The following is a 15,588-nucleotide window of genomic DNA, read 5'->3' as shown; positions in this document are numbered from 1 at the left end:
CTTTGCGCGCGATAATAGCACACCCGATTTTATAGTTAAGCCATCAGCCACTTCTGCCAGCTGGCGCTGACCTGCTGACGCTCCCGGCTGAAGGCCTCTGGCGCCACGTGTCCCGGCTGCTCCTGCAGGGCCAGGTGATGGAGCGCATCACGCAAGGTGGTGTATGCATGCGTTAAGGCGCGCGCCTCCTCCTCGTCCATGATGTCGTTCTGCGCCAGCAGCTCAAGAATACGCACGTTGTCAGACCAGCGGGTCAGCTTCGGCTTGTCACTGGCATAGCGTAGGACCAGATACTGAGTAATAAATTCAATATCGGTGATCCCGCCGGCATCGGCTTTGATATCAAAACGATCGGGATGTTTGTTGCCAAGGTGGGCGCGCATCTTCTCGCGCATCTCGCGAACCTCGGTCTGCAGGGTCGTCCCCTCCCGCGGGGTGGTCAGGATATCGCGACGAATGGCGTCAAAGCGCACCTGCAGCGCCGGGTCGCCATAGACCACGCGGGCGCGCACCAGCGCCTGATGTTCCCACGTCCAGGCTTCGTTCTGCTGATAGTCAGCAAACGCGTCGGCGGTGGTGACCAGCATCCCCGCCGCGCCAGAAGGACGCAGCCGGGCGTCCACTTCGTAGAGAATACCGGACGAGGTGCGGGTGCTGAACAGGTGCATGATCCGCTGGGCCAGCCGCAGGTAGAACTGACGGCCGTCAATCTCCCGCTCGCCGTCGGTCATCACCTCCGCCGGGCAGTCATGGAGGAACACCAGATCGAGATCGGAGCTGTAGCCCAGCTCCCAGCCGCCAAGCTTACCGTAGCCGACGACGGCGAAGCCGCGACCCTGGCGATCGTGCAGGTGGGTCGGCTGGCCGTAGCGAGCGACCATCTGCCCCCATGCCTGCTGCACCACCGCGTCGAGGATCGCTTCGGCAAGCCAGGTTAAGTGATCGCTGACCTTCATCACCGGCAGGGTACCAGCGATATCCGCCGCCGCGATATGCAGCTGCTGCGCCTGCTTAAACTGGCGCAACGCCTCCAGCTGCTGCTCTTCATCCTCTTCCGGCACGCGCAGCAGGTACTGGCGCAGCTCGTCGCGATAGGCATCGGTCGCCGTCGGCTGATAGAGAGTGTTGGGATCCAGCAGCTCATCCAGCAGCAGCGGGTGGCGCGCCAGCTGGCTGGCGACCATCGGCGACGCCGCGCAGAGCGTGATCAGGTGCTTCAGCGCGCCGGGGAATTCACTCAGCAGCTCAAGATAGGTGGTACGGGTGACGATCCCGGTCAACAGCGGCGTGATCCGCGCCAGAGGCAGCGGCGCATCGGCGCGCGAGCAGATTTCGCTCAGCAGATGCGGCATCAGCTGATCCAGCACCTGGCGGCCGCGCGGGCCGATGGTGCGCCGATCCAGCTCTTTACGAAAATCGGCAATCAGCGCCAGCACGCTACGGCGGTCGGTATCGTTTAAATGCGCCAGCGCCGGGCTGGCGTCATCTTCTTCCAGCGCATCCTGCCACAGCTCGCGCCAGTACTCGGCCAGTTGCTCATCCGGGGACTGATCCTCATCATCGCCGATCAGTTCATTAAACACTCGCCGCACGTTGGCCATCTGGCTCGCCAGCTGCGCGCTCAGCGTCTCCCAGTCTTCGGTATGCATCCCCCACGCCAGCCTGGCGCGGTTAAGTTCATCCTGCGGCAGGGTCTGGGTCTGTTCATCGTTGATGCTTTGCAGCAGGTTTTCCAGCCGGCGCAGGAACAGATAGGCCTCGCGCAGCAGCGCCGCGTCGCCTTCCGGCAGCAGATGTAGCTCATCAATCGCCGCCAGCGTCGGCAGCAGGGCGCGCTGCTGCAGTGCAGGTTCGCGACCACCGCGGATCAGCTGAAAGACCTGAACGATAAACTCAATTTCACGGATCCCGCCGGCGCCGAGCTTGATGTTGTCTTTCAGCCCGCGACGCCGCACTTCGCGGGCGATCATGCCTTTCATGTTACGCAGCGACTGGATCACGCTGAAGTCGATATAACGGCGGAAGACGAAAGGACGGAGCATCGCGCGCAACTCGCTGGCGTACACGCCGTCGTTATCGCCCATGATCCGCGCTTTCACCATCGCATAGCGTTCCCAGTCCCGACCCTGCTCCTGGTAATAATCTTCCAGTGCCGCAAAGCTGAGTACCAGCGGCCCACTGTCGCCAAACGGCCGCAGGCGCATGTCAACCCGATAGACAAAGCCGTCCTGCGTCGGCTGGTCAAGGGCCTTGATCAGCCGCTGCCCCAGACGGGTAAAGAACTGGGCGTTATCCAGCTCGCGGCGGCCGCCGCGGGTGGCGCCATGCTCAGGCCAGGCAAAGATCAGATCGATATCGGAAGAGAAGTTCAGCTCGCCGCCGCCCAGCTTTCCCATCCCGAGGATCAGCAGCGGCTGCGGCTGGCCCTCGGCATTGCATGGCGTTCCCCACTCCTTACAGCAGGCGGCGTAGAGCCAGTCGCGGGCGGCGACAATCAGGGTCTCCGCCAGGGCGCTCAGCTGCTGCAGGGTCTCTTCTTCGCTCACCAGCGACAGCGCCTGCGCCCAGGCGATGCGGACCATCATCTGGCGGCGGAAGAGACGCAGCTCTCGCATCAACCCCGCTTCGTCAGTGACGGCCTGCAGGCGATCCTGCAGCCAGGCCTCGTAATGCCGCCACTCTTCCGCCTCCGGCGAGGAGTCCGCAAGCTCATTCAGCCAGCCCGGCTGGGCGATCACACTCTGTTCGACAAAATCGCTGAACGCCATGACCGACCTGGCCTGTGGGCTCAGTTCGGCAATGGGAAAATCCGCTGGCAGACGGTCAGCGACCGTCTGCCAGTGCTGCTGTAATTGCGGAGAAAGCGGCATCATAAGGGCTCCCTGGCCTGAAATTATCGTTTTCCACTATGCAGCCAGAACGGCTCGGCAGCCAGCGCCTGGCGACGGAAATATTCAAAGACGCTGCGATCGTCATGTGCTATTGCACGGTGAAGCTCCTGCCAGTTCTCCAGCCACGGCGCGACGGCGTCGCCATAGGCGCCCGCCAGCAGCTGGACGCTGTCGATGTCACGGGACAGCTTCGGCAACTGGTCGGCGGCATCTTCAACCGCCAGATGCTGCACGGCGCCGCGCAGCTCGGCCGCCACCCGCGAGAGGTTAATATCGGCAAACCGTTTGAACGATCCGGCTATTTTTTTCTCTCCTGCCTCGTTGAGGAACGGACGCCAGCCGCGCTGGACCAGCCATTCAGTCAGGGCCAGTTTGGCGCCGACGACCTCGGTGCGGAATAACGCCTCGTCGGCGGTGTCCGCGGCCAGCAGAACGGCTTCGGCGTCGTTCAGCAACGCGCGGAGCTGGGTGGTCGCCTTACGCGGCACGATGCCGCCGAACAGCACGAGGGTATGGCGCACGCGGGCTAACGCCAGCAGGATTTCCGCTTTGGCTTTCGCATTGCCGCGCAGCCATACTTCGTCGTGATACAGCCAGTGCGCCAGGGCGCTCTCCAGCGCCGCCTCCAGCCCCTGCTCCACGCTGGCCTTCGCCGCCACCGCCAGCACCGTCAGCGAGGTGACGGGACGCTCGCCATTGCCTTGCGCCAGATGATACCCGCGCGCGGCTTTGCTCAGGCTCCCCTGACGCAGGACGCCGCTCTCCAGCAGACGGTGCGCAAGGCGCAGCAGATCGGCAGTCTCCCCGGCAAGCAGCTCCAGCTCCAGTTCGCAGATCGGCTCCTGATGTTCGCCAGCCTTCACTTCGCCGCGATCGAGGGCGATCTCAATCTCACTATTCCCTTCCTGTATCACCCAACGTTCACGGGCAAAATCAGTGCTGAACAGCGGCTGGACATGCTCCGCCAGCGCGGCCGGGAGCTCGCCTTGCGGCCAGACCTCCGCCGGCAGGCGCTCAAGCGCCAGCTCCGGTTTATCCAGTGGGATATTGTATTCCGGACGCTGGTGCAGCCCCCCTACCACCCGGCCGGCTATTTTCAGCGTCATTTCATAACGCCCCTGGTCGCCGCGGATGCGCAGCCCCATATCGTGACGACGCAGCCAGTTATCGGCGGTTTCGTAATAAATGTTCAGTAACTGGCCCGCAGGCGTATGTTTCGCCTCGAGCGCATTGAGCTGCTCGCGCAGCGTCTCTACCCCATTCTGAGCGACGATAAACTTGAGTTCGATTTCTTGAGCCATGACTGAATTCTTCCGCTTCTGTGCTGCGCCGACAAATTGCGGCGAACTTACGACGATATTTTTTGTCAGTAGATAGTATTTTGCGGCGAATCGCCATGCAACGCGCTTTTTGCCGGGCCACCTCCTGGATGATTCCGATTGTGGTGGAAAACTTTGCGTCGCTCTGGCGATGCCTCTACTATCGTTCCACTTTTTATGACCAAACGATGACCTGATGCCAAAATTACGCCTGATTACTTTTACTTTGCTCGCGCTTAGCGCCGCTACGGCGGTTCACGCAGAAGAAAAGCGCTACGTTTCCGATGAGCTGAACACCTGGGTTCGCAGCGGCCCGGGCGATAATTATCGTCTGGTCGGCACCATCAACGCCGGGGAAGAAGTGTCGGTGCTGCAAACGAACGACAGCACCAGTTACGCGCAGGTCCGCGACAGCAATGGCCGTACCGCCTGGATCCCGTTGAAAGAGCTGAGCAATGAGCCCAGCCTGCGCACCCGCGTCCCGGATCTGGAAAACCAGGTCAAAACGCTGACCGATAAGCTGAACAACATCGACGCCACCTGGAACCAGCGTACGGCGGATATGCAGAAGAAAGTCGCCGGCAGCGACAGCGCGATTAACGCGCTGAAGGACGAGAACCAGAAGTTGAAAAACGAGCTGGTGGTCGCGCAGAAGAAGGTGAATGCGGCGAATCTGCAGCTTGATGACAAACAGCGCACCATTATCATGCAGTGGTTCATGTACGGCGGCGGCGTGCTCGGCGTCGGTCTGCTGCTGGGTCTGGTGCTGCCGCATCTGGTGCCAAGCCGCAAACGTAAAGACCGGTGGATGAACTAATTCGTCTTCTCTGCCAGACTTACGTATCATCTTGCGAAAAACAGATACGGGAGAATCGGGCGTGAAGAGCTATCTGGTCGGCGGTGCGGTGCGCGATGCGCTATTAGGGCTGCCGGTCAAAGACCGAGACTGGGTGGTGGTGGGCGCCACCCCGCAACAGATGCTTGACGCGGGCTACCAACAGGTAGGCCGCGACTTTCCCGTGTTCCTCCATCCGCAAAGCCGGGAGGAGTATGCCCTGGCCCGTACCGAGCGCAAATCCGGCGCGGGCTATACCGGTTTTACCTGCTATGCCGCCCCGGACGTGACCCTCGAAGCCGATCTGCTGCGCCGCGACCTGACGGTCAACGCCCTCGCCCAGGATGCCGATGGCACGATCATCGACCCCTACGGCGGGCAAAACGATCTTCGCCTGCGCCTGCTGCGCCATGTCTCTCCCGCCTTTAGCGAAGATCCGCTGCGCGTGCTGCGTGTGGCGCGCTTTGCTGCCCGCTATGCGCATCTGGGCTTTCGCATTGCCGAAGAAACCCAGGCCCTGATGCATGCGATGGTTGAGGCCGGTGAGCTGGCGCATTTAACGCCGGAGCGGGTGTGGAAAGAGACGGAAAGCGCGTTAACCACCCGCAATCCGCAGGTCTTTTTCCAGACGCTGCGCGACTGCCAGGCTCTTAAGGTGCTGTTTCCGGAAATTGACGCGCTGTACGGCGTGCCGGCCCCGGCGAAGTGGCACCCGGAAATCGATACCGGCCTGCACACCCTGATGACCGTCACGATGGCCGCGATGCTGTCGCCGGATGTCGACGTGCGTTTCGCCACCCTGTGTCATGACCTCGGTAAAGGACTGACGCCGAAAGCGCTCTGGCCGCGTCACCACGGCCATGGCCCGGCGGGCGTCAAGCTGGTAGAACAGATCTGCGCGCGTCTGCGGGTGCCAAACGATATCCGCGATCTCGCGAAACTGGTGGCGGAGTACCATGACTTGATCCACACCCTGCCGATCCTGCAGCCGAAAACCCTCGTCAAACTCTTCGACAGCATTGACGCCTGGCGCAAACCGCAGCGCGTGCAGCAGATCGCCCTCACCAGCGAAGCCGACGTCCGCGGACGCACCGGTTTCGAGGCCAGCGATTACCCGCAAGGGCGCCTGCTTCTGGAGGCCTGGGAAGTGGCGCAGTCTGTCTCCACCAAAGAGGTCGTGGCGGCGGGCTTTAAAGGGGCGGAAATTCGCGAAGAGCTGACGCGGCGGAGAATTGCTGCGGTGGCGCAGTGGAAGGAACAGCGTTGCCCCCAGCCGCAAGGCTGAGGGCACTGGTCTTAGAAGAAGACCACGTAAACGGCTGCCGCCACGATAAAGCGGTAGATAGCGAACGGGATAAACGAGATCCGCTTGATCAGCTGCAGGAAGGTTTTAATCGCAATCAGCGCCACGATAAACGCCATCACGAAGCCGACGGCAAACATCGGCACATCGCCCATGTTCAGGAAGCCGATGCTCTTGTAGACGTCCAGCACGGTGGCGCCCATCATCATCGGTACCGCCAGCAGGAAAGAGAACTCCGACGCCGCGTAGCGGCTGACGCCCATCAGCATGCCGCCGGAGATAGTCGCCCCCGAGCGCGAGAACCCCGGCCACAGCGCCAGACACTGAAAGCAGCCGATGACAAACGCCTGACGATAGGTCATATCGTCAATCCCGACCGCGCGCGGCTGTTTCGGCTTGAGTACTTCCGCCGCAATCAGCAATACGCCGCCGACAATCAGGGCGTACATCACGTTTACCGGGTTAAATAAGGATTTAATGGTGTCGTGGAAAATCAGCCCCAGCACCACCGCGGGGATCATGCCGAGGAGGATATGGATAAGCGACAAGCGACCGCTGCCTTTGCCTTCATGCTCCGGCGGCCTGCCGAAATGGATGCCGATCAGACCGAACAAACGACGCCAGAACATCACCACTACGGCGAGTATCGAGCCTAGCTGAATAACCACTTCAAAGGTATTTGCCGTATCACCTTCAAACCCCAGCAGGTGACCAACAATAATCATATGACCGGTACTGGAAACAGGTAAAAACTCTGTCAACCCCTCAACCACACCCAATATTGCCGCCACCAGCAGCGAGTGTATATCGCTCATTCAATTAAACCCTTTAAAAAGTAAAATGAAAAAAACCAGGAACACATTATCGATCAACAGGCGCAACCCGACAGCCAGAGCGCGCGTAATCCGCAGCGTACAGGAAGTACACACGGATTCGTCCACCGTTCTGGAAGGACATCGCCAGTAAAATTGCCTGATGACCGGATGCTATGACCGGTATAAACGCAATTTGTTTAACAAGTATGACCTGAAAAGTTTTGTTTCAGATTAAGGCCACGTTCAATAATCACACCGACATTTGCCGCGCGGGCCACGGCGCCAGGTTTGCTGACTTTAATACGCACCCATGGCGACTGGAATGTTTCCAGCAGCAGGTCGGCCACTTCTTCCGCCACCCGCTCCACTAACGCGAATTTTCCCCCCTCCACATGCGCGATCACTCGCTCGCTGATATCAGCATAGCTGAGGCAGTCGCTGACATCATCGCTGGCGGCCGCCTTGCGGTTATCCCATGCAATTTCGATATCGAACACCAGCTTCTGCTCAATGGTTTGTTCCCAGTCATAAACACCAATGGTGGTGATTACCGAAAGTTGCTCTATAAATACAATATCCATCACGCCCTGCCTGCTTTTTAGCTAAACCGGATACCACTTCCGGCGAATTATGCGTATTATCCACAGATGCAGAGAATACAACGACATTTTCAAAACGGAACAGCGTTATGAGTGCAATCGCGCCTGGACTGGTACTCCTCGCCTACCTCTGCGGCTCCATTTCCAGCGCCATTCTGGTATGTCGCCTTGCTGGCCTGCCCGACCCACGCGACAGCGGCTCAGGCAACCCCGGGGCCACTAACGTACTACGAATTGGCGGAAAAGGGGCGGCCGTAGCGGTACTTATTTTTGATGTGCTGAAGGGCATGCTCCCGGTGTGGGGCGCCTGGGCGCTGGGCCTTACGCCGTTCTGGCTGGGGTTAGTGGCGATTGCCGCCTGCGTGGGCCATATCTGGCCAGTCTTCTTTCATTTCCGCGGCGGTAAAGGCGTCGCCACGGCCTTCGGCGCTATCGCCCCCATCGGTCTCGATCTGACCGGGGTGATGGCCGGTACCTGGCTGCTGACCATCCTGCTCAGCGGCTACTCATCCCTTGGCGCTATCGTCAGCGCGCTTATCGCGCCTTTCTACGTCTGGTGGTTTAAACCGCAGTACACTTTTCCGGTGTCGATGCTCTCCTGCCTGATCCTCCTGCGCCATCACGACAACATTCAGCGTCTGTGGCGCCGCCAGGAGAGCAAAATCTGGACCCGGATGAAGAAGAAAAAAGCGCCAGAGCAGAAATAATCTCCCCTCCCGGCCCCGTCTGCCGGGAGGATCCCCGGGCCTGTTTGCCCATCTCACCCGCACTTTTGCTCCACGTCGTCATGATACGCGGTAATCGCCGCATCCCCCTTTTATAACAACGCGTTATCGGCAACTAAAAGCAAAAGTTCCGCCGCCTGCTGGCATCGGGGACGGGCCCGCCCTCCCGCCTTATCCGCCGCGGCCAGTCAGCGGATAAGGATATTGACGGCAAAGATTATCCGGGTGAATAATCCGGAGCGGTTATACCGCTTTCCCCTCGCGCCCGTCGCGACGCGCCGGGTAACGAATGACATAAGCGTTTCGTATGACCGGGATAAACTCCCGCCGATCAATACTCATTGCTGCTGTTTTATCTTGATTTTGCAGGGGCGCAACATTGCACGGCACCGTGTTACCACCACTCAAAAAAGGCTGGCAGGCTACGCTGGATCTCCGCTTTCAGCAGGCCGGAGGCAAGACCGTTCTCGCCAGCGCCCAACACGTCGGCCCGCTGACCGTCCAGCGCCCGTTTTACCCGGAAGAAGAGACCTGTCACCTCTATCTGCTTCACCCGCCCGGTGGCATCGTCGGCGGTGATGAGCTGACAATTAGCGCCCACCTTGACCCCGGCTGCCATACGCTGATAACCATGCCTGGCGCCAGCAAGTTTTACCGCAGCAGCGGTGCGCAAGCGCTATTGCGCCAGCAGTTGACCCTCGCCCCGCAGGCGACCCTGGAGTGGCTCCCGCAGGATGCCATCTTCTTTCCCGGGGCCAATGCCCGGCTGTCCACCACCTTTCATCTTTGCGCCTCCAGCACGCTGCTGGCCTGGGATCTGCTCTGCCTTGGCCGCCCGGTGATTGGTGAAACCTTCAGCCACGGCACCCTCAGCAACCGGCTGGAAGTGTGGGTGGATGAGATACCGCTGCTGGTTGAGCGCCTGCACCTGCAGGAGGGAGAGCTGTCCAGCGTCGCCGAATGTCCCTGGGTCGGCACTTTGCTGTGCTATCCGGCTACCGATGCCCTGCTCGACGGGGTGCGCGACGCGCTGGCGCCGCTCGGTCTCTACGCTGGCGCCAGCCTGACCGACCGCCTGCTGACGGTGCGTTTCCTCAGTGACGATAATCTGATTTGCCAACAGGTGATGCGCGACGTCTGGCAGTTTCTGCGCCCTCATCTCACCGGCAAATCCCCCGTACTTCCCCGAATCTGGCTGACTTAAGAGAACGTTATGGAACTGACCCCCCGAGAAAAAGACAAGCTGTTGCTGTTTACCGCCGCGCTGGTGGCGGAACGCCGCCTGGCCCGCGGCCTGAAGCTCAACTATCCGGAGTCCGTGGCCCTCATCAGCGCCTTTATTATGGAAGGCGCCCGCGACGGCAAAAGCGTGGCCTCACTGATGGAGGAAGGCCGTCACGTCCTGACCCGCGAGCAGGTGATGGAGGGCGTCCCGGAAATGATCCCGGATATCCAGGTCGAAGCCACCTTTCCGGACGGTTCGAAGCTGGTCACCGTTCACAACCCGATAATCTGAGGTAGCGCCATGATCCCCGGTGAATATCACGTTAAGCCCGGTCAGATAGCCCTGAATACCGGCCGGGCGACCTGCCGCGTGGTCGTTGAGAACCACGGCGATCGACCGATTCAGGTCGGTTCGCACTACCATTTCGCCGAGGTCAACCCGGCGCTGAAGTTCGACCGTCAGCAGGTCACTGGCTATCGCCTGAATATCCCGGCCGGCACGGCGGTACGTTTTGAACCCGGCCAGAAACGCGAGGTCGAGCTGGTGGCCTTCGCCGGTCACCGCGCTGTCTTCGGCTTCCGCGGCGAGGTCATGGGCCCTCTGGAGGCAAACGATGAGTAATATTTCACGCCAGGCCTATGCCGATATGTTCGGCCCCACCGTCGGCGACAAGGTGCGCCTGGCCGATACCGAGCTGTGGATCGAGGTGGAAGATGATTTGACCACCTACGGAGAAGAGGTCAAATTCGGCGGCGGCAAAGTGATCCGCGACGGGATGGGTCAGGGACAGATGCTGGCCGCCGACTGTGTCGACCTGGTGCTCACCAACGCGCTGATCGTTGATCACTGGGGAATCGTCAAGGCCGATATCGGCGTGAAGGACGGCCGGATCTTCGCCATCGGCAAAGCCGGCAATCCCGATATCCAGCCCAACGTCACCATCCCCATCGGCGCCGCGACGGAAGTGATTGCCGCCGAAGGCAAGATCGTCACCGCCGGCGGGATCGATACCCATATTCACTGGATCTGTCCGCAACAGGCGGAAGAGGCGCTGGTCTCCGGCGTGACCACCATGGTCGGCGGCGGCACCGGCCCGGCCGCAGGCACCCACGCCACCACCTGTACTCCGGGCCCGTGGTATATCTCACGCATGCTGCAGGCGGCCGACAGCCTGCCGGTCAATATCGGCCTGCTGGGCAAGGGCAACGTTTCTCAGCCGGATGCCCTGCGCGAGCAGGTGGCGGCGGGCGTCATTGGCCTGAAAATCCACGAGGACTGGGGCGCCACGCCGGCGGCGATCGACTGTGCGTTAACCGTCGCCGATGAAATGGACATTCAGGTCGCCCTGCACAGCGACACCCTCAATGAGTCCGGTTTTGTGGAAGACACCCTCGCCGCCATCGGCGGGCGCACTATTCACACCTTCCATACCGAAGGGGCCGGCGGCGGCCATGCGCCGGACATCATCACCGCCTGCGCCCACCCGAACATTTTACCGTCGTCCACCAACCCAACGCTGCCCTACACCCTCAACACCATCGATGAACATCTCGATATGCTGATGGTCTGCCACCATCTGGACCCGGACATTGCTGAGGACGTGGCCTTTGCCGAATCGCGCATTCGCCGGGAAACCATCGCCGCGGAAGACGTGCTGCACGACCTCGGCGCCTTCTCGCTCACCTCCTCCGATTCGCAGGCCATGGGTCGCGTCGGGGAAGTGGTCCTCCGCACCTGGCAGGTGGCGCACCGCATGAAGGTGCAGCGCGGAGCGCTGGCGGAAGAGACCGGGGATAACGACAACTTCCGTGTGAAGCGCTACATCGCCAAATACACTATCAACCCGGCGCTGACCCACGGCATCGCGCACGAAGTCGGATCCATTGAGGTGGGTAAGCTGGCGGACCTCGTGGTTTGGTCACCAGCCTTCTTTGGTGTGAAACCGGCCACCGTGATCAAAGGCGGCATGATCGCCATCGCGCCGATGGGCGATATCAATGCCTCGATTCCGACCCCGCAGCCGGTGCACTACCGTCCGATGTTTGGCGCCCTGGGCAGCGCCCGCCATCACTGCCGCCTCACCTTCCTGTCGCAGGCGGCGGCGGACAACGGCGTTGCCGAACGGCTGAACCTGCGCAGCGCGATCGCCGTGGTAAAAGGCTGCCGTACGGTGCAGAAAGCCGACATGGTGCACAACAGCCTGCAGCCTAACATCACCGTCGACACGCAGACTTATGAGGTGCGGGTGGATGGCGAACTCATCACCAGCGAGCCGGCAGACGTTCTGCCGATGGCGCAACGATATTTTCTGTTTTAAGGAGAGCGGATGCTTTATTTAACTCAACGTCTGGAGACCCCCGCCGCCGCGACCGCCAGCGTTACGCTGCCGATTGACGTTCGCGTCAAAAGCCGGGTTAAGGTCACCCTCAACGATGGCCGGGAAGCCGGTCTGCTGCTGCCCCGCGGCCTGCTGCTGCGCGGCGGCGATGTGCTCAGCAACGAAGAAGGCACCGAGTTTGTGCAGGTGATTGCCGCTGATGAAGGGGTGTCGGTAGTGCGCTGCGACGATCCGTTTATGCTGGCGAAGGCCTGCTACCACCTCGGCAACCGTCACGTGCCGCTGCAGATCATGCCGGGCGAGCTGCGCTACCATCACGATCACGTGCTGGACGATATGCTGCGCCAGTTCGGCCTGACGGTGACCTTTGGCCAGCTGCCGTTCGAGCCGGAAGCCGGCGCTTACGCCAGCGAAAGCCACGGTCATCATCATGCTCATCATGCCCACCACGCTCACAGCCACTAGCATGTCGACAGCGGAACAACGCCTGCGGCTGATGCAGCTGGCCAGCAGCAACCTGCCGATAGGCGGTTACAGCTGGTCCCAGGGGCTGGAGTGGGCTGTGGAAGCCGGCTGGGTGCCGGACGTCGCGGCCTTCGAGCGCTGGCAGCGACGCCAGATGACGGAAGGCTTTTTTACCGTTGACCTGCCGCTGTTCGCCCGCCTGTACCGCGCCTGCGAACAAGGCGATATCGCTGCGGCCCAGCGCTGGACCGCCTATCTGCTGGCCTGCCGGGAAACTCGTGAACTGCGGGAGGAAGAGCGCAACCGCGGCGCGGCGTTTGCCCGTCTGCTGAGCGACTGGCAGCCGGACTGTCCGCCGGCGTGGCGCACGCTGTGCCAGCAAAGCCAGCTCGCCGGGATGGCCTGGCTCGGCGTGCGCTGGCGCATCGCGCTGCCCGAGATGGCCCTCAGCCTGGGCTACAGCTGGATTGAGAGCGCCGTGATGGCCGGCGTCAAGCTGGTGCCCTTCGGTCAGCAGGCCGCCCAGCAGCTAATTTTACGTCTTTGCGACCACTACGCGGCCGAGATGCCCCGCGCGCTGGCCGCGCCGGACGGCGATATCGGATCGGCCACCCCGCTCGCCGCTATCGCCTCGGCCCGGCATGAAACCCAATACTCCCGATTATTCCGTTCCTAGGAGAAGCCATGAACTCTTATAAACACCCGCTGCGCGTCGGCGTCGGCGGCCCGGTCGGCTCCGGTAAAACCGCTCTGCTGGAAGCGCTGTGCAAAGCGATGCGTGATACCTGGCAGCTGGCGGTGGTCACTAACGACATCTATACCAAAGAAGATCAGCGCATCCTCACCGAAGCGGGCGCGCTGGCGCCTGAACGCATCGTCGGTGTGGAAACCGGCGGCTGCCCGCATACGGCGATCCGCGAAGATGCCTCAATGAACCTCGCCGCCGTGGAAGCGCTGAGTGAAAAGTTCGGTAACCTCGACCTTATCTTCGTGGAAAGCGGCGGCGACAACCTGAGCGCCACCTTCAGCCCGGAGCTGGCGGATCTGACCATCTACGTCATCGACGTGGCCGAAGGGGAGAAGATCCCGCGCAAAGGCGGACCGGGGATCACCAAATCCGATTTCCTGGTGATCAATAAAACCGACCTTGCCCCCTATGTGGGCGCGTCGCTGGAGGTGATGGCAAGCGATACCCAGCGTATGCGCGGCGATCGCCCATGGACCTTCACCAACCTGAAGCAGGGCGACGGCCTGAGCACCATTATCGCCTTCCTTGAAGACAAAGGCATGCTCGGCAAATAGGCCTGTTGCACCAGCCGGGCGCAGGCGCGTCCGGATGGTGCAGCCCCTGCTCTCTCTTCTATCACCCTGCACCATCCTCCCCGCCACGCCTGCCCTGCAATATGGCATAAGGTTTGCTAATTCAAGTCATGCCTAACCATTAAGGAATGACTATGTCATCACTGGATCTCAACCCTGAATTACCTGCGACAACGCGGACTTCCGGCTCCCGGGAAACCTTAGAAGATTACACCTTACGTTATGCCCCGCTGAGCTTCCGCCGCTGGGGACCGGGCGTCGTCGCGGTCACGGCGCTGGGCGGCATCGCCTACCTGGCCGACTTTTCCATCGGCGCCAGCATCGGTATGGCCTGGGGCACCAGCAACGCCATCTATTCGATCCTGGTGGCGGCGCTGGTGATCTTCCTCACCGGCATTCCGCTGGCGATCACCGCCGCGCGCTACAACATTGACCTTGACCTGATCACCCGTAGCGCCGGCTTCGGCTATTTCGGCTCGGTGATCACCAGCATTATTTTTGCCGGCTTCACCTTTATCTTCTTCGCCCTCGAAGGCTCGATCATGGCCCAGGGGCTGCTGGTGGGCCTCGGGATCCCGCTGTGGATGGGGTATCTGATCGCCACCCTGATGGTGCTCCCGCTGGTGGTCTATGGCATGAAAGCCCTGACCCGCCTGCAGGTATGGACCACCCCGCTGTGGCTGGTGCTGATGGTGGTGCCGGTGGTGTGGCTGATTGTCAAAGATCCGCAGCTGGTGGACGGCTTCCTGCATTTCGCCGGTAAAAACAGCGCGTCGACGGTGGATATCACCGCCATCATGCTCGGCGCCGGGGTATGCCTGTCGCTGATCATGCAGATTGGCGAGCAAATTGATTACCTGCGCTTTATGCCGCCTAAGACCGCGGAGAACCGTAAAAGCTGGTGGCTGGCGGTCTTTTCCGCCGGCCCGGGCTGGGTGGTGTTAGGCGCGATCAAACAGATCATCGGCGCCTTCCTCGGCTTCTATCTGTTGACCCGTTTCCCGGCGGTGCACAATACCGAACCGGTGCAGCAGTTCGTCAGCGTCTTCGATAACCTGGTGCCCGGCTGGCTGGCCCTGACGCTGGCGGTGGTGCTGGTGGTGATCTCGCAGATCAAAATTAACGTCACCAATGCCTACTCCGGCTCGCTGGCGTGGACCAGCGCCTGGACCCGCACCACCAAACGCTATCCGGGACGGATTATTTTTGTGGTAGTCAACCTGGCGATTGCCCTGGCGCTGATGGAAGGCGATATGTTCAGCGCCTTGTCGTGGATCCTCGGCTTTTACTCCAACTTCGCCATCGCCTGGGTCGTGGTGGTGGCGACCGACATCACCTTTAATAAAGGCTTGCTCAAGCTGGCGCCGGCGCAGCCGGAGTATCGTCGCGGCATGATCTACAACGTTAACCCGGTAGGCGTGGTCTCCTTTGGTCTGGCCGCCGGGCTGTCGATCTGCGCCTTCTTCGGCCTGCTGGGCGCGACGCTGGCGCCGTTCTCGCCGCTGATTGCGCTGGTCGTCGCCTTTGTCATGACCCCGCTGATGGGGATCCTTACCCGCGGGCGCTACTATATTAAGCAGGTGGATGACGGCATCGCCGAGCCGCGCTATGACGCGGCGGGGAACGCCTCCACCACCGTGTATCAATGCGTTAGCTGTGAGGAAGAGTACGAGCGCCCGGATGTGATGCACTCACACAAGCATCAGGGAGCCATCTGCTCGCTGTGTAAAAGTATGGAGTAGTCAGAAAGGCA

17 protein-coding genes are annotated in these 15,588 nt (G+C 61.1%); 12 read left to right on the top strand and 5 right to left on the bottom strand.

What is annotated here, in order from left to right; all coding sequences use genetic code 11:
* Positions 1 to 35 precede the first annotated feature (35 nt).
* Together glnE and DTA24_RS03855 are read right to left on the bottom strand one after the other, a co-directional pair.
* Complete coding sequence (gene glnE, locus DTA24_RS03860) at positions 36 to 2,873, bottom strand: bifunctional [glutamate--ammonia ligase]-adenylyl-L-tyrosine phosphorylase/[glutamate--ammonia-ligase] adenylyltransferase (RefSeq protein WP_039102553.1); 2,838 nt, start codon at positions 2,871 to 2,873, stop codon at positions 36 to 38.
* A gap of 20 nt (positions 2,874 to 2,893) precedes the next feature.
* Positions 2,894 to 4,192: an inorganic triphosphatase gene (locus DTA24_RS03855; protein WP_022064948.1), complete on the bottom strand. Its 1,299-nt coding sequence runs from the start codon at positions 4,190 to 4,192 to the stop codon at positions 2,894 to 2,896.
* A gap of 214 nt (positions 4,193 to 4,406) precedes the next feature.
* On the opposite strand from DTA24_RS03855, the gene DTA24_RS03850 reads away from it, so the two are divergent.
* Both DTA24_RS03850 and DTA24_RS03845 read left to right on the top strand, forming a co-directional pair.
* Positions 4,407 to 5,027: a TIGR04211 family SH3 domain-containing protein gene (locus DTA24_RS03850; protein ID WP_008806527.1), complete on the top strand. Its 621-nt coding sequence runs from the start codon at positions 4,407 to 4,409 to the stop codon at positions 5,025 to 5,027.
* A gap of 61 nt (positions 5,028 to 5,088) precedes the next feature.
* Positions 5,089 to 6,330, top strand: coding sequence for a multifunctional CCA addition/repair protein (locus DTA24_RS03845; protein ID WP_008806528.1), 1,242 nt, complete (start codon positions 5,089 to 5,091; stop codon positions 6,328 to 6,330).
* Between the two features lie 11 nt (positions 6,331 to 6,341).
* On the opposite strand, the gene bacA is transcribed toward DTA24_RS03845, so the two are convergent.
* Positions 6,342 to 7,163, bottom strand: a complete 822-nt coding sequence (gene bacA / locus DTA24_RS03840; RefSeq protein ID WP_008806529.1) for an undecaprenyl-diphosphate phosphatase — start codon at positions 7,161 to 7,163, stop codon at positions 6,342 to 6,344.
* Positions 7,164 to 7,360: 197 nt separating this feature from the next.
* Entirely contained in the window at positions 7,361 to 7,744 is a 384-nt protein-coding gene (gene folB / locus DTA24_RS03835; RefSeq protein WP_004150923.1) for a bifunctional dihydroneopterin aldolase/7,8-dihydroneopterin epimerase, read from the bottom strand.
* A 107-nt stretch (positions 7,745 to 7,851) separates the two neighbouring features.
* Here folB and plsY point away from each other — a divergent pair, with 107 nt between their 5' ends.
* Entirely contained in the window at positions 7,852 to 8,469 is a 618-nt protein-coding gene (gene plsY / locus DTA24_RS03830; protein ID WP_008806530.1) for a glycerol-3-phosphate 1-O-acyltransferase PlsY, read from the top strand.
* Between the two features lie 155 nt (positions 8,470 to 8,624).
* Positions 8,625 to 8,720, top strand: coding sequence for a hypothetical protein (locus DTA24_RS28970; protein WP_046881937.1), 96 nt, complete (start codon positions 8,625 to 8,627; stop codon positions 8,718 to 8,720).
* Positions 8,721 to 8,730: 10 nt separating this feature from the next.
* Here DTA24_RS28970 and DTA24_RS03825 read toward each other — a convergent pair whose 3' ends face one another.
* On the bottom strand, positions 8,731 to 8,877 hold the full coding sequence (locus DTA24_RS03825) for a hypothetical protein (protein WP_012540536.1): 147 nt from the start codon (positions 8,875 to 8,877) through the stop codon (positions 8,731 to 8,733).
* On the opposite strand from DTA24_RS03825, the gene DTA24_RS03820 reads away from it, so the two are divergent.
* The 8 genes from DTA24_RS03820 to DTA24_RS03785 all read left to right on the top strand — a co-directional run bounded on the left by DTA24_RS03820 (position 8,867) and on the right by DTA24_RS03785 (position 15,577).
* A complete protein-coding gene (locus tag DTA24_RS03820) occupies positions 8,867 to 9,691 on the top strand; it encodes an urease accessory protein UreD (protein ID WP_012540535.1) in 825 nt (274 codons plus the stop codon). The two genes, DTA24_RS03825 and DTA24_RS03820, sit on opposite strands and share 11 nt — an antisense overlap.
* Before the next feature lie 9 nt (positions 9,692 to 9,700).
* On the top strand, positions 9,701 to 10,003 hold the full coding sequence (locus tag DTA24_RS03815; protein WP_002916871.1) for an urease subunit gamma: 303 nt from the start codon (positions 9,701 to 9,703) through the stop codon (positions 10,001 to 10,003).
* A gap of 9 nt (positions 10,004 to 10,012) precedes the next feature.
* A complete protein-coding gene (locus DTA24_RS03810; protein WP_008806532.1) occupies positions 10,013 to 10,333 on the top strand; it encodes an urease subunit beta in 321 nt (106 codons plus the stop codon).
* Complete coding sequence (gene ureC, locus DTA24_RS03805) at positions 10,326 to 12,029, top strand: urease subunit alpha (RefSeq protein ID WP_012540534.1); 1,704 nt, start codon at positions 10,326 to 10,328, stop codon at positions 12,027 to 12,029. Before DTA24_RS03810 ends, ureC begins: the two co-directional genes overlap by 8 nt.
* 9 nt (positions 12,030 to 12,038) lie before the next feature.
* Positions 12,039 to 12,515: an urease accessory protein UreE gene (gene ureE, locus DTA24_RS03800; protein WP_008806534.1), complete on the top strand. Its 477-nt coding sequence runs from the start codon at positions 12,039 to 12,041 to the stop codon at positions 12,513 to 12,515.
* Position 12,516: 1 nt separating this feature from the next.
* A complete protein-coding gene (locus DTA24_RS03795; protein WP_008806535.1) occupies positions 12,517 to 13,191 on the top strand; it encodes an urease accessory protein UreF in 675 nt (224 codons plus the stop codon).
* Between the two features lie 8 nt (positions 13,192 to 13,199).
* Positions 13,200 to 13,817, top strand: a complete 618-nt coding sequence (ureG, locus tag DTA24_RS03790) for an urease accessory protein UreG (RefSeq protein ID WP_002916877.1) — start codon at positions 13,200 to 13,202, stop codon at positions 13,815 to 13,817.
* Positions 13,818 to 13,969: 152 nt separating this feature from the next.
* The gene (locus DTA24_RS03785; protein ID WP_032731264.1) at positions 13,970 to 15,577 is read left to right on the top strand and encodes a purine-cytosine permease family protein; all 1,608 of its coding nucleotides are present in this window, start codon (positions 13,970 to 13,972) and stop codon (positions 15,575 to 15,577) included.
* The last annotated feature ends 11 nt before the right edge of the window (positions 15,578 to 15,588 follow it).

The sequence above is a fragment of the Klebsiella sp. P1CD1 genome (assembly GCF_003790505.1).
Classification (GTDB): domain Bacteria; phylum Pseudomonadota; class Gammaproteobacteria; order Enterobacterales; family Enterobacteriaceae; genus Klebsiella; species Klebsiella variicola.
The sequence above is the reverse complement of the archived record's forward strand: the minus strand, read 5'-3'. Positions and strand labels throughout refer to the sequence as shown.